This window comes from Natrinema altunense, from assembly GCF_000731985.1.
Taxonomy (GTDB): domain Archaea; phylum Halobacteriota; class Halobacteria; order Halobacteriales; family Natrialbaceae; genus Natrinema; species Natrinema altunense.
The window spans coordinates 309,638-323,089 of sequence record NZ_JNCS01000004.1 but is presented as its reverse complement, the minus strand read 5'-3'; the positions used below and the strand labels follow the sequence as shown (position 1 = coordinate 323,089).

Sequence of the window (13,452 nt, the reverse complement as noted above, 5' to 3'; positions counted from 1 at the left end):
ACCGAGTGGCATCGCCGTTTCGTGCCCGATCTAGTATATCACTGATAGAATGATTGGGAAAGAAATATAAGACCTATTCGATTATCATCACTTGTATATGAAAGAACTCACGTCGCGTACGGTCGATCGGAGCGGCAGCGATCGGCACAGGAAATCCGACGGTCGACCGATGAACGGGTCGAGCGGGGTGGTGTGATGTTGCAACTCGCCCTCCTCCCGCTGCAGGCCGGCGGTGAGGCCGCCAACGTCGATTCCACGGCGGTCCTCGTCGGGATGATAATCGGGCTCATCATCGGTGGGCTAATCGCGGCCGGTGCCGGCTACTGGGTGTACAAAGACGCTTCGAAGCGCGAGAACAACGAACTCCTGTGGGGTATCGGCGTCGCGGCGACGCTGTTCCTCGTGTTTCCGATCGGCATCCTCGTCCTGGTCGCGTATGTCATCGTTCGGGGCGACGAGACGGGAACGGAACCGATGCAGGAAGGAGGAGCCGCCGGCGGCGACTGGTAGCCGCCGATCGGACCGACGCGGCTCGGTACGCACCGACAACCGCGGACCCGCTTCGTGTGCGGACCACGCTGTTGCGCCGAACTTTTTTTGAACCGTCCGTGGACGATCCTGCATGGCACGGGAGACGGCGGTATCCCTCGAGAACGTCCGCAAGACCTATCGGATCGGTGAACCCGTTCACGCGCTCGACGGCGTCTCCCTCGCGGTGTCGCGGGGATCGTACACCGCGATCATGGGACCGAGCGGTTCCGGCAAGTCGACGCTGATGAACCTCGTGGGCTGTCTGGACACGCCGACGGCGGGCGAGGTCGTCGTCGGCGGCCGGCCGGTCGGCGAACTCGGGGACCGTGAACGAACGCGGCTCCGGGGGACGGAAGTTGGGTTCGTCTTCCAGACGTTCAACCTGATGCCGCGGCTGAACGCCCTCGAGAACGTGGCCCTGCCACAGTTGTTCCAGGGTATCGATCGGGCCGAACGCCGGGAACGGGCGCGGGACCTGCTCGAGCGGGTGGGCCTCGGCGACCGCGCGGATCACCTGCCGAACGAACTATCGGGGGGCCAGCGACAGCGGGTGGCCCTCGCGCGAGCACTGGTCAACGACCCGGCGATCGTGCTGGCCGACGAACCGTCGGGGAACCTCGATACCGACACCGAGGCGGACATTCTGGACCTCTTCGACGAGTTTCACGCGGCCGGGACGACGATGCTCGTCGTCACCCACGAGCGACACGTCGCCGACCGCGCCGACCGCATCGTCCACCTCCTCGATGGGAACATCGAGCGGATCGAGGACCTCGAGCGCGGCGATGAGAGTGAGTCGGCAGTGGACCCGGGACGCGGGACGGAGACGACATCCGACGCGGACGCCGATGCCGAGACGGGGTCGCCGACGGGACGTCGGGAGGCCGATTCCGAATGAACCCGCTCGAGAGCCTGCGCCTGTCCTGGCGCTCCATTCGCGGTCACAAACTCCGATCGGCGCTGACGACGCTGGGGATCGTGATCGGTATCGCGGCGGTGATCGCGTTCGTCACGCTGGGTGCCAGCCTCCAGGCGGGCATTATCGGCGATATCAGCCCGGATGACCGGCGCAACGTCTACGGCTGGGCCGCCGATCCCGACACCGAGGGTGGCCCCTTGGCGGGAGCTCAGCCCGTATTCACCCCGGACGACCTCGAGTCGGTCGCGGCACAACCGGACGTGGCGGCGGCCTACGGCTACGCGACGATTCAAACACAGGCGATCTCGAACGGCAACGAGACGGTCGCACAGGGGAACGGACTGATCGCCACGGGGCCGTCGTACATCCGCGAGGGTAGGCTAGCCGAGGGCAGGCAATTCGAGCGAGGGGAACGCGAGGCGGTGGTCAACCCCGCGGCGGCGAACCAGTTCGAGGAGAACGTCACTCTCGGCGACGAACTCACGGTGACGATCCTCGGCGGCGAGCGCACGACTCTCGAGGTGGTCGGCATCACCGACACCAGCGAGGGACAGAGTCCGTTCGAGGGCTTCGAATCCTCGCCGCGGATCTACGTGCCGACGGATCCCTACTACGCGGAGCAGGCGGCCGGGCTGGGAATCGGCGGCGGGAGCGACGGGAGCGATGGCGGGAACGATACCGGAGCCGGCGGTGAAAACGGGACCGGCATCGGTGACGCCCGCTTCCTCGCGATCATTATCGAAGCCGACTCGGCCGCCCAGTCCGATATCGACGCCGCCCGCGAGAGCGCGATTGCCTACCTCGAGAGCGATCGGTCCGACGCGAGCGAGTTGTTGGGCGACGATCTCGAGGTCACGTTCCAGACGAGTACGGAACTGCTCCAGCAACTCCAGGACGTGCTGGCCCTGCTCCGGAACTTCATCGTCGGCATCGCTGCCATCTCCCTGCTGGTCGGCTCGATCGGCATCGCGAACATCATGCTCGTCAGCGTCACCGAGCGGACTCGTGAGATCGGTATCATGAAAGCCGTCGGCGCACAGAACCGCGACGTGCTCGGACTCTTCCTCACCGAGGCGGTGATTCTCGGCGTCATCGGCGCGATCCTGGGAACGGGGCTGGGACTGCTCGGCGGCTATCTCGGTGCGCAGTACATCGACCTGCCGCTGGTCTACCCCCTCGAGTACGTGGCGCTGGCGATCGGCGTCGGGATTCTCGTCGGGATTCTCGCCGGCCTGTATCCGGCCTGGCGGGCCGCACGAACGGATCCGATCGACGCGCTCAGATACGAGTAAGCCGCGCTGCAAGCGCTTCGGCATCGCTTTCGGCTGTCGGAGCGGCCGGCGTCGCTCACGGTCGCGATCAGCGCTTCGGCTCGCGATCTCGGTCACGGTCCGGGTAGCGATCTTCGTCGGATCCGTCCGACGGTTCTCGATCCGACCGCCCGTCGCGGTCCCACCCACGCATCGTATCGGGATCGCGGTCTCGAGTCGACAGCGAATCGGCGTCCCGATCCGAGGGCGGCGGGACGTCGGCAGTGCGCGACGGGTGCTCCGACGCCGTCGAGAATCCGATCGTGTCCCGCGTCCGTCGTCGTGTATCGGGATACTCGCATGCGAGGTAAGCCCCTAGATACCCACCGAGAGCCGAGAGTCCGACGGTGTAAGCGAGCACGACCAAGAGGGCGATGACGACGAAAATCGAGAGGACGGCGATGCCGCCGCCCGGAGCGCCGCCGAGGAGTCCCAGCCCGAGGAACCCGAAGACGAGGGCCCCTCCGGTCGCGATCGGGAGGAACATGACGAGCCCGGCTATGACCCCCGCGACCGTCCCCGCTCGTTCGTCGGGCCCCTCGAGAAAGCCCGCGACGGCTCCGCCGAGGATGGTCGAGCCGGGGATAAACGAGAGCACGACGCCGACGATGGCACCGATGACCGCGTTGATGAACGTCCGGGTGCTGACCATGCCGAACGGACGACGGGACCGGTGAAAATTGTAGCGGAGAACGGCGGTAGTGGACAGGGAGACGGCTGGTCTCGAAGGAGAGACCCGTCGGTCGGCTGCAGATCCGTTCGTAGCGGTCCAGTATGACCATAAAACATATATTTCGGTAAGAGAAATCCACATGTGAGTTTCGGAACATGAATCAGTCACCACAGAGAAGCGGCTCTCAGCCCGGCCGGGAGGCGTCGGCAAGCGGCGATGGCTCGATGCGAAACCAACCACCACGGTCCGAGACAGTCGGGCTCTCGACCGCCGACGGCGAACGCAGTGTGATCGCGGGAAGACTCGGGCAGGCGATAGCGGCCCCGGCGAGCAGTGACCGATCACCGTGGAACCGACAACGATGACAGAATCCTCCATGTTTGGACGGGTGAATCAGGTGTTGAAGGAAAACGATCTCCTTCACGCAGTTATCGCGATGCTCATCGTTTTCGCCATCGATGTCGGGTTCAGCATCTACAACGGAGAGGACCCATCGTTCATCGAAGCGATCGGTTCCGGTGTGTTCTTGGGAGTGATATACTACGGCGGAATAAAATACGCCAAGTCGTAGTCGCCCCCGAGAAATGGCACGACACGATCGGACTCTCGTCCACGGACTGCGGCTCGGGTACGTCGACGTGGTGCGGGACTGGCGGACGCTCAAGCGGGACCGCGTCCGACTCGCGTTACTCGCCGGTGCCGGTCTCTTCGGAACGCTCTATTTCGGGGTGATGGCGCTGGTCGTCCAAGGTCGAACGGCCGAACTCGCGGCTCGAGCCGAGCCGTCGTTACCGCCGGTGGTCGGGTTGCTCGTGACGCTGCTCTGGTTGTCGAGTACCGCCGTGTTCGGCCAGCGAGCGGCGGTCCGAACGATCGATATCGACGCCCCGTCGCTGGTACTGACGAGCGTCCGACCGAGGGCAGTGACGATCGGCGTTCTCTCCGCGGAGTTCCTGCGTGGGTTGGCGTTCGTCGGCCTCCCGGTCGGCGTCCTCGGCATCGGATTCGCCACCGGTGCCGGTACGTCCGTTCCGATTCTGACGGTGCCGCTTGCCACCGTCCTCTTTCTAACGAGCAGCGTCTGCTCCGGCTCCGCGATCGGTGCCGTGGTCGCCGTCTGGAGTCGCCGTTCCCGCTGGAAGACGGGGTACGTGGCCGGTGGGCTGGCCCTCCTCGGCGCGCTCGTCGTCGCCGGCGTGATGGCACGACTGAGCACGAGTCCGGAACTCGCTGCGCGGCTGCCGACGAGTTGGTACGGCGATCTCTTCGTCGTCGGGACGCCGATCGCGGCGAGCCAGGCCCGGGCTTTCGGCGTGGTGCTCGGAACGGTCGGGATCGGCTACGCGGGCGGGTCAGTGACCGAGCGGTTCGCGACCCGGCTCTGGCTCGACGAGGTGGAATCGAACCGGAGCGCTCGAGGGACGGCGGCCGCGGGCGAGCGACCGCGACCGTTCCCTCGCCTGCGAGGACGGATCGACCGCCCGACGCGGTACGTCGCGTGGCGGTCGATCCAACGAGTGAAACGCGACCCGACGCGCATCTCGCATCTCGGCCTCCCGCTGCTCGTCGGCGCGTGGTTGCTAGTCGATCTGGCACGGTCGACGGCCGGGCGGTCCCTGCTTCCGATCGCCGTCGGCCTTCTCGGGTCGTGGTTCGTCGGCGGCTTCCTGACGCTGAATCCGCTCGGTGACGACGGAGCGGCGTTACCGGCGACGGTGACGTCGCCGGTCGACGGGAGTCAGTTCGTGCGGGGAACCGCACTGCCGAGCGGGATCGTCGGCGTTCCGCTGCTCGTCGCGGCCGGAAGTGCGATCAGCATCGCGACATCGGCGCTTCCGCTCGCGCTCGGACTCGGTCTCTGGGTCGGCGTTCACGGAGCGGCCGCTATCGGGATCGCACTCGCCGTCGGCATGCGCTTTCCCCGATTCGGCGCGATACGAGTCAGCCGTCGGCGGGCCGTAGTCCCGCCGAGTTTGTCGGCGATCGTGATCTACTCGACGACCGTACTGTCGCTCGGACTGGTCGGAATCGGCGCTCTCATCGGCCCACAGTTGCTTTTGCGCGACGGTGCGGCAGCAACGATCGCTCAGGGCGTGTCGGTACTGGTGTGGCTCTCGCTGGAAGGAGGACTCGGATACGGCTGTTATCAGGTGGCAGTACGGCGGTTCGATCGGTACACGCTCGAGTGAGCCGTGACTACAGTTCGCGGCGGAGCGTGCTATCGAGATCGAAGTAGAACAAGATGACGGCACAGCCGAGCAGGACGACGATCGAACCGAGGTAGAGTTCGAGTCCGAGCGTCTCGAGCATCCAGTCCGGGTCGAGAAAGCCGGTTGCGATCACCAGCGCACAGACGGCTGCGATACCGGTGACGAGGACCGCAATCGGGAGCGATGTCTGCCGGTTCATACCCGAATATGGGTTTTCAACGGTAATTAATTTAATGGGGATTAACTCAATCTGATTCGATTCACACAGAGATCCTGTCTGTCAACTGTAACGGAGAACGAGCACTGGCCACGGACCGGTGCTAGGAACGGTCGATCGCCGCTCACGAGCTAGTATTTATTACCGTCGTAACATTCAGGAAAGATCTATAGTATGTAACAGCATATTGAAATCATGGGGGCAGAGTTCGAGCGTGACAGTCACGAGACTAGCAACGGTGTGAACGCTGCGGAACCAGTGACGGAGAACACGATGATCACAATTGTCGCGTATGAAACCCGAAAACGAACGCAACCGCGGACTCGAGACCGACGCGTACAGAGACGTGCAATCCCTGGCCGGAACGCGGGACCGGCTTCGAATACTCCAAGTGCTCTCGGAATCGCCGCACGCGCAGTCCGAGTTAGAAGAGAGGGTCGACGTCCATCGAACGACGCTCAGACGTAATCTCCGGGAGTTACAGCAACGGGATTGGATCACGGAACGAAGCGGAAAAGTATACGAGCTCACGCCGGGAGGGGAGATCGTTCTCTCGAGTTTCGCCGACCTGCTGCGGGACGTCGAATCCGCGGCGAAACTCGGATCGTTCCTCTCGAAAATCCCTCGAGAGTTCCCGGTCGACGTAGACGTGCTGTCGTCGGGCGAGATCGCGGTAAACGGGTTCGACGTGCCCTTCGCAGCCGTCAACGAGTTTACGTCGTTCATCGAACGTGCGGACCGACTGCGGCTGTGCGTTCCGGCGATCAACCCGAAATACACGTCCGTGCTCGCCCAGCGGGAGTCGGCGACGAACATCGAAATCCTCGGTCCGGAAAAGTGTTTCGAAACGGTCGTTCAAACGGAACCGGCCGAGTTCGACGCGCTACAGCGGTCGGAGACGGTGCGGATGATCGGTATCGACGAGTACCCGTCGTACGGGATCTGCATCGGTGAGAATCGATGCATGATCGTCGCGTACAACGACGAAAGCGGGATACACGGGGTGCTGGCGTTCGACGATTCGGTGTCCGATATCGGACGATGGGCGAAAGAGCGGTACGCATCGTTCAAGCGGCCCGAGAATCGAACCGAGACGTACTGATTCTCGTCGGTCGCGATCCGATCCACGAACGGTATCGGGCCATCGATGGACTCGGCGAGACGCGTCACAACTGCGCTGCACGGTGTTTTCCGGCAAGCTCCCGAGACGGCTCGCGACACGTCCGAGCGCCGACTGCACAACGAGCACTGACTGCACGGGCAGCGACCAACGCTGTGCGAGTAGGAGTTACTATCAATATTTTATTTCTCATAAGTAGTATTGTAGCAATGAAGGAAGATAATAACACATCAGAAGAAAGTGGTCGAATTAATCGCCGAAACGTCCTCAAAACCGTCGGTGCTGCTGGGCTATTCGCTGCCGGATCGACGGGAATGGCCGCCGCAGCGGACAGCCTCTCGCAGGCGGAGGAACCGAAACTGCTCACCGGCACCGAGAAACGAACGCTCGCCCGCGAACTCGCGAAGACGCCCGCGTTCCGTGAACTCGCACAGCGCGCCCGAGCCGACGGCGCGCAGATCCGATCCGATGCCGACAGCATCGTTGCCGGCTACGCCCGGGGAGAGGACTTCGCTCGAGAGGTCGTCCAATACGATCTCGAGAACCTGACGGACGCTGCCGAGGCCAGCATCGTCATCGGTCGCAATCCCGAAACCGGTGAGATCGAAGTCGCCAACCTCGATTACTACTACGAAACCGACGACGGTGTCCTCGACGAGGTTCACCGGTTCGAGCCCACGAACGCGTCGGAAACCGACGGGGTGCAGTCCGCAGCCACGTCCGACGGAGCGACGGTCATTGCCGTCGATACGGACGCGATCCGAGAAGCGCAAAACAGCGAGATCGACATCGACGAGAGCAGTCCCTCGAACGCCGCACCCACGCCGGCGGATATCGACATCACGGGCTGTAGCGCTTGTAAATACGCCGCAGGTCAGGTCTGTACTATCGGCTGTAGTGCCGCCGGTGGATTCATCTGTGGGCTCCTCGGTATCACCATTCCGGTCGCGGGGCTCAGCTGTCTGGGCTTCGTCGAAATCGTCTGTACCGTCGCCGACGAGTACAGCGGTTGCGGTGACGCGGTCGCCAAAGAGGCCTGTAATCGAGCGGGGCTCTGTTAGACGGCTCGCCGCGACGAGTTCGAACCCTCCGTTGCGGAGCGAACGACGCGAGGCGGACGGCTATCCGGTAGCGGGACGGCTCGATCACCACCGCTTCCGGTCAGTCGTCGGCAGCCTGCGAACTCGATTCCTCGAACGTCGTCTCGGTATCGGCAGCCCCGTTTGGCGGCTCCTGGTCGTCGGCCTCGACGAGTTCGGTAAACGTCGCGTCACCGTTGACTTCGTCGGCGAGCAGGTCGACGGCTTCGACGAAGACCGCGACGATCAGCGGGCCGACGACGATGCCGATCGGGCCGAGCGTAAAGAGCCCGCCGGTAAAGCCGACGAAGTAGAGGCTGCCGGGCAGGCCGGCCGACCGACGGGAGAGCCGCGGCCGGACGGCGATATCGGGCAGCCAGGCCACGAACACGAGTCCCAAAACGCCGATCAGGGTCGCCGCGACGAGGTCGCCGACCGCGACGTGGTAGAGCGTGATAGGGGCGATGAGCATGCTCGGACCGATGATGGGGACGAACTGCAAGACGGCGGCCATGATCGAAAGCGTCAGTGCGGCCTCGTAGCCGAGGAGTCGGAACAGTGGGTACGCGACGAGGAGCGTCGCGATCGAGGTCGCGACTTGCAGGACGTAGATCGCGTACAGCGTCTCGCGGGCTCGTTTGGTGAGCGCGTAGACGACATCACGATAGTCGTGGGGGATCGGCGCGACGGCGGCCCGACCCGCTTCGTCACCCTTGAGCAGGAGGCCGAACATGAGAACGATAAACAACGCGAACTTGATCCCGAGCACTGGCAACGCCAGCGCGAACGAGGTCGCGGCGTCGCTGAGATAGTCGACCGCGAGCGCCTGTATCTCCCCGGCTTCGACGGTGTGCGTCGCCTCGAGCACCGTCACGGAGAGCTCCCGAGGGAGGGCCTCGACGGCGTCGAGCACCTGCTCGATGCGGAAATACAGCGCGACGACGATGGGCGCGAAGACCGCGATAGCGGCGACGAAGCCGACGACGGTCGCCGCGAGCGCGCCGGTCCACTCGGAGAGACCGCGCCTGACGAGCCAGCCTTGGACGGGCATGAGGACGTAGGCGACGGTGAGCGCAAAGAGGATCGTCCCGAGAACGTCGAGCAGGATACCGCCCGTGAGGACGCCGAGGGCGACGACGATTCCCGCGAGGACGTATCGTCGCCGGCCGTTCGAACTCGCCGTTCCGCTCGAGGATCCTGTCACAGCGGTGCGTCTCACCCGGACGATAAAGTCTTTCGGCTCTGATGGCGGCACTGGAACGAAACGACGCCGATCACGGATCTTAAGACTACCCAGTGCAACCACCCGGTAATGAGACGACGAACGTTCGTTGGCGCGGTCGGTGGGAGTACGGTCGCCGGCGTCGCAGGCTGTCTGACACGCGACAGTACTCCAGGAGGCGGCGACGGCGATGCGCTTCGCATTGCGACCTACCCCTCGATGGTCGAGGAAGGGGACCCCGCCGGCGTGTGGCTCAAGGAGGCGTTCGAGTCGGAGTATCCCGAGGCCGAGATTTCCTGGACGGTGCCCGAAAACGGCATCAACACCTACATCGAACGGGCACGACAGGACGCCGTCGATGCGGACGTCTACTTCGGTCTCAACATCGACGAACTCGTCCGTGTCGACGACAGTTTCGACGGGCAACTGTTCCGATCGCTCGAGCGGGACCGGATCGAGGGCGTCGATCGGCTCCGGGACGATCTCACGTTCGGCGATCCCAACGACCGCGTGCTCCCGTACGATACGGGCTACATCAGTCTCGTGTACGACGAGAGCGTCCTCGCCCCGCCGGAGTCGCTCGATGCGTTGCTCGATACCGAGTACGAGGATACCCTGATCACCCAGAACGCCCAGTCGTCCGATCCGGGGCTGGCGTTCCTGCTCTGGACCATCGCGGAGTACGGCGCCGACGGCTACCTCGAGTACTGGCGAGCGCTCCGGGACAACGGCGTCCAGATCCTCGATGGATGGAGCGAGTCGTACTTCGGATCGTACGCGGAGGAGGAGCGGCCGATGATCGTCTCCTACTCGACCGATCAGGTGTTCCACGCGACGGGCGACGAGCCCGACCTCACCAGACATCAGATCGCGTTTCCGAACGAGCAAGGGTACGAGAACCCCGAGGGCATGGCGATCTTCGCCGACAGTGACAAGGCGGATCTCGCCGCCGATTTCATGGCGTTCGTGCTCTCGAGCGAGGCACAGGCCGAGATCGCGCGGCGAAACGTCCAGTTCCCCGCCGTCGCCGACGACCACGTCGAACTCGACGAGAGCTTCGCCCAGTACGCCCACGCACCCGCGGAGCCCGTTGCGTTTACGTACGACGACCTTCGGGGTAACCTCGACGGCTGGATCGAGGACTGGGCGCGCGAGTTCGCCAGCCAGTAGGCCCGTGTCTCGACCGAACCGGTCCGAGCGAGGAGCCCGGCTGCGACGGCGATCCGCCGACGTTCGCCGCTGGCTCGAGCGCCGCGCGCTCGCGCTGACGACGCTCGTCACGGCGGGCGTCCTCGCCGTTATGCTCTACCTGCCGGTCGGCGTCGTCTTCGTGGAGGCGGTGGTCGACGACGGCGCGGCGACGCTTTCGTTCTTCCGCGCGGTCCTCACCGATCCGTTCTACGTCGGTGTCCTCGCGGACGTCTTTGCGGAGCCGCTGGCAGTGAGAACGCACCTCGAGTCGCTGGGCGGCTGGCTCGGGGCGATTTCGGTGTCCGTGTCGCTCGAGTCCCCGCTTCCCGGCGTTTCGCTGCCCGTCCCGTGGCTCGCTCTCGAGATACCGCCGATCCGCAAGGGGCTGTTCGGCTTTACCGCGTATCAGGCCGCGCTGTCGACGGTCGCGAGCGTCGCGCTGGGGCTGCCCGCCGCCTACGTCCTCGCGAACTACGAGTTCCGGGGCCGGCGAACGCTGCGTTCGCTGACGATCCTCCCGTTCGTGCTGCCGGGGATCATGGTCGCCGTGGGTTTCTACGCGATGTTCGGCCGGACGGGAACGCTCAATCAGGGACTCGGAATCCTCGGACTGGGGCCGATCCCGTTCATCGAGTGGAACCCGCTCGCCATCGTGATCGTCGCCCACGCGTTCTACAACGCGCCGCTGGTCGCTCGCGTGACCGTCGCCGCCTGGGAATCCGTCGACGCCCGAAGCGTCGAAACCGCACGCAGTCTCGGGGCGAGTCCCCGTCGCGCGTTCCGCGACGTGGTCGTTCCGCAGCTCTTGCCGGCCGTCCTGACGGGCGCGTTGCTGACGTTTATTTTCACCTTCATGACGTTCCCCATCGTGCTCGCGCTGGGCGGACTCCAGCTCGCGACCGTCGAAGTCTGGATCTACGATCGGGTCCGCCGGCTCGCGTACTCCGAGGCGGCGACGCTGGCCGTCCTCGAGACGCTCCTCTCGCTTGCCCTGACCTACGCCTACCTGCGGTACGAGTCCGCCCAGTCCGGCCTGGCTCGAGCGGCTACCGCGCCGTCCCGAACACCGCTGTTCCCGGATCTCCGGACGGCACTGTCGCCACGCCGGCTGGCGATCGTCGGCTACGGGCTCGTCGCCCTCGTCGTCTTCGTCGGCCCGCTGGCGAGTCTCGTCGTCGGGAGTGTGACCGACGGGAGCGGGTTCACGCTGGCCCACTACGCGTTCCTGCTCGAGCGCCAGCTCGAGGGGGCATCGTACCAGACGTTACCGTGGATCGCGATCCGGAACTCGCTGCTGTTCGGCGTCGCGACGCTGGCCGTCGCCGTCCCGATGGGTGTCGTCGTCTCGGTCGTGACGGTCCGAGCCGGTCGCGGCGGCACGATCGTCGATACGCTGGCGATGCTCCCGCTGGCGGTCAGCGGCGTCGTGTTCGGGCTCGGGCTGTTACAGGGGTTGGTCTTCGGCGTTTCGCTGCCCGGCGGGTGGCGGTTTCAGGTGACGGGAGGGGTCGCGATCGTCGCCGCCCACGCGGTCGCGGCGTACCCCTTCGTCACGCGCAACGTCTCGCCGCTCCTGTCGACGCTCGATCCGGCACTGGTCGAGTCCGCGCGTGCGCTCGGGGCCTCCCGGTACCGCGCCCTCCGGGACGTGGAGTTGCCGCTGGTGGCCAGCGGGATCGTCGCCGGCGCGGCCTTCGCCTTCGCCATCTCGATCGGCGAGTTCTCTTCGACGGTGCTATTGGCCAGCGGGAGCCAGACCTACACCATGCCCGTCGCCGTCGAGCGCTATCTCGGCCGCCGCTCCGGGCCCGCGATCGCCATGGGAACCGTGCTGTTGGTCGTCACGGCCGCGAGTTTCGTCGTCGTCGACCGCGTCGGCGGGAGGTTCGAGCAATGACCGAACTCCGTCTCGAGGACGTTTCGAAAGTCTACGGGGCAGACGGAACCGGGACCAGCGCGCTCGAGGACGTCGACATCACCGTTCGCGACGGCGAGTTTTTCACCCTGGTCGGCCCCTCCGGCTGCGGAAAGACGACGACGCTGCGAACGATCGCCGGCTTCGAAGCACCGACCGATGGGGCCATCCGCTTCGACGGGCGTGGGGTAGCCGGCGTGCCGCCCGAACGGCGGGATGTCGGGGTCGTCTTCCAGAGCTACGCCCTGTTCCCCCACATGACCGTCGCCGAGAACGTCGGCTACGGCCTTCGATTCCGAGAGCCACCGGACGGTAAGACGGTCGACGACCGCGTGACGGAACTGCTCGAGTTGGTCGATCTCGAGGGGATGGGCGACCGCGACCCGGACCAGCTGTCTGGGGGGCAGCGACAGCGAGTGGCGCTGGCTCGCGCGCTCGCGCCGGCACCGGACCTGCTCTTGCTCGACGAGCCGATGAGCGCGCTCGACGCACAGCTTCGGGAGTCGCTGCGTCGGCAAGTCACGCGGATTCAGTCCGAACTCGGGATCACGACCGTCTACGTCACCCACGATCAGGCCGAAGCGCTCGCGATTTCGGATCGGCTCGCGGTCATGCACGACGGCCGGGTCGAGCAGGTCGGACGACCGCAGGAGATCTATCGGGAGCCCGCGACGCGGTTCGTCGCCGAGTTCGTCGGCGACAACAACGTCTTCGAGGGCGACGCACGGGGCCGGAACGGCGAGTACCCGCAGGTAGCTATCGACGGCGAGACGTTCTCGCTGGCGGCGATCCCCGACGGAACCGATCGCGTCACGTTCTGCGTGCGACCGGGAGCGCTCTCGCAGGCTGCCGATCACAACCGGCTGCCGGTGACCGTCGAAACCAGCGAGTTCCTCGGGGAAACCGTCCGGGTCAACGGCCGATGGAACGGTCGCAGGATCGTCCTCCAGCTTCCGGACGTCCCCGAGAGCGACGAACTTACCGTCGGGTTCGCGCCCGACGACGCACACGTCATCGATCGGGACTGATTCGGACCCCGCCTACCGGAGCCGCTCGGCATGCCGG

At 65.2% G+C, this 13,452-nt stretch carries 13 protein-coding genes; 10 read left to right on the top strand and 3 right to left on the bottom strand.

The annotated features are described in order from the left end of the window. Window positions 1-195: 195 nt before the first annotated feature. The 3 genes from ALTAJ2_RS10530 to ALTAJ2_RS10520 all read left to right on the top strand — a co-directional run bounded on the left by ALTAJ2_RS10530 (window position 196) and on the right by ALTAJ2_RS10520 (window position 2,742). A complete protein-coding gene (locus ALTAJ2_RS10530) occupies window positions 196-510 on the top strand; it encodes a hypothetical protein (RefSeq protein WP_007110065.1) in 315 nt (104 codons plus the stop codon). Window positions 511-622: 112 nt separating this feature from the next. After that, window positions 623-1,429 (top strand): ABC transporter ATP-binding protein, encoded by an 807-nt coding sequence (locus tag ALTAJ2_RS10525; RefSeq protein WP_007110064.1) that lies wholly within the window; start codon window positions 623-625, stop codon window positions 1,427-1,429. After that, window positions 1,426-2,742, top strand: a complete 1,317-nt coding sequence (locus ALTAJ2_RS10520; protein WP_007110063.1) for an ABC transporter permease — start codon at window positions 1,426-1,428, stop codon at window positions 2,740-2,742. Before ALTAJ2_RS10525 ends, ALTAJ2_RS10520 begins: the two co-directional genes overlap by 4 nt. A 67-nt stretch (window positions 2,743-2,809) precedes the next feature. On the opposite strand, the gene ALTAJ2_RS10515 is transcribed toward ALTAJ2_RS10520, so the two are convergent. Then, window positions 2,810-3,412, bottom strand: coding sequence for a DUF5518 domain-containing protein (locus tag ALTAJ2_RS10515; protein WP_007110062.1), 603 nt, complete (start codon window positions 3,410-3,412; stop codon window positions 2,810-2,812). A 382-nt stretch (window positions 3,413-3,794) separates the two neighbouring features. Between ALTAJ2_RS10515 and ALTAJ2_RS10510 the strand changes: the two genes are divergently transcribed. Next, window positions 3,795-4,004, top strand: coding sequence for a hypothetical protein (locus ALTAJ2_RS10510; RefSeq protein WP_239647725.1), 210 nt, complete (start codon window positions 3,795-3,797; stop codon window positions 4,002-4,004). 13 nt (window positions 4,005-4,017) lie between these two features. Continuing rightward, window positions 4,018-5,622, top strand: coding sequence for a hypothetical protein (locus tag ALTAJ2_RS10505; RefSeq protein WP_007110060.1), 1,605 nt, complete (start codon window positions 4,018-4,020; stop codon window positions 5,620-5,622). Window positions 5,623-5,629: 7 nt separating this feature from the next. Here ALTAJ2_RS10505 and ALTAJ2_RS10500 read toward each other — a convergent pair whose 3' ends face one another. Beyond that, window positions 5,630-5,842, bottom strand: coding sequence for a hypothetical protein (locus ALTAJ2_RS10500; RefSeq protein WP_007110059.1), 213 nt, complete (start codon window positions 5,840-5,842; stop codon window positions 5,630-5,632). 310 nt (window positions 5,843-6,152) lie between these two features. Here ALTAJ2_RS10500 and ALTAJ2_RS10495 point away from each other — a divergent pair, with 310 nt between their 5' ends. Together ALTAJ2_RS10495 and ALTAJ2_RS20085 are read left to right on the top strand one after the other, a co-directional pair. Continuing rightward, window positions 6,153-6,962: a helix-turn-helix transcriptional regulator gene (locus ALTAJ2_RS10495; protein ID WP_007110058.1), complete on the top strand. Its 810-nt coding sequence runs from the start codon at window positions 6,153-6,155 to the stop codon at window positions 6,960-6,962. A gap of 332 nt (window positions 6,963-7,294) precedes the next feature. Further along, window positions 7,295-8,041 carry a halocin C8-like domain-containing protein gene (locus ALTAJ2_RS20085; RefSeq protein ID WP_007110057.1) on the top strand — a complete coding sequence of 249 codons (747 nt, stop codon included), beginning with the start codon at window positions 7,295-7,297 and terminating at the stop codon, window positions 8,039-8,041. A gap of 100 nt (window positions 8,042-8,141) precedes the next feature. On the opposite strand, the gene ALTAJ2_RS10485 is transcribed toward ALTAJ2_RS20085, so the two are convergent. Beyond that, complete coding sequence (locus ALTAJ2_RS10485) at window positions 8,142-9,263, bottom strand: AI-2E family transporter (RefSeq protein WP_007110056.1); 1,122 nt, start codon at window positions 9,261-9,263, stop codon at window positions 8,142-8,144. 108 nt (window positions 9,264-9,371) lie between these two features. Between ALTAJ2_RS10485 and ALTAJ2_RS10480 the strand changes: the two genes are divergently transcribed. The 3 genes from ALTAJ2_RS10480 to ALTAJ2_RS10470 are packed head-to-tail and all read left to right on the top strand — an operon-like array spanning window position 9,372 to window position 13,415. Continuing rightward, window positions 9,372-10,451 (top strand): thiamine ABC transporter substrate-binding protein, encoded by a 1,080-nt coding sequence (locus ALTAJ2_RS10480; RefSeq protein ID WP_049900695.1) that lies wholly within the window; start codon window positions 9,372-9,374, stop codon window positions 10,449-10,451. A 4-nt stretch (window positions 10,452-10,455) separates the two neighbouring features. Further along, complete coding sequence (locus tag ALTAJ2_RS10475; RefSeq protein WP_007110054.1) at window positions 10,456-12,369, top strand: ABC transporter permease; 1,914 nt, start codon at window positions 10,456-10,458, stop codon at window positions 12,367-12,369. Continuing rightward, window positions 12,366-13,415: an ABC transporter ATP-binding protein gene (locus ALTAJ2_RS10470; RefSeq protein WP_007110053.1), complete on the top strand. Its 1,050-nt coding sequence runs from the start codon at window positions 12,366-12,368 to the stop codon at window positions 13,413-13,415. Before ALTAJ2_RS10475 ends, ALTAJ2_RS10470 begins: the two co-directional genes overlap by 4 nt. The last annotated feature ends 37 nt before the right edge of the window (window positions 13,416-13,452 follow it).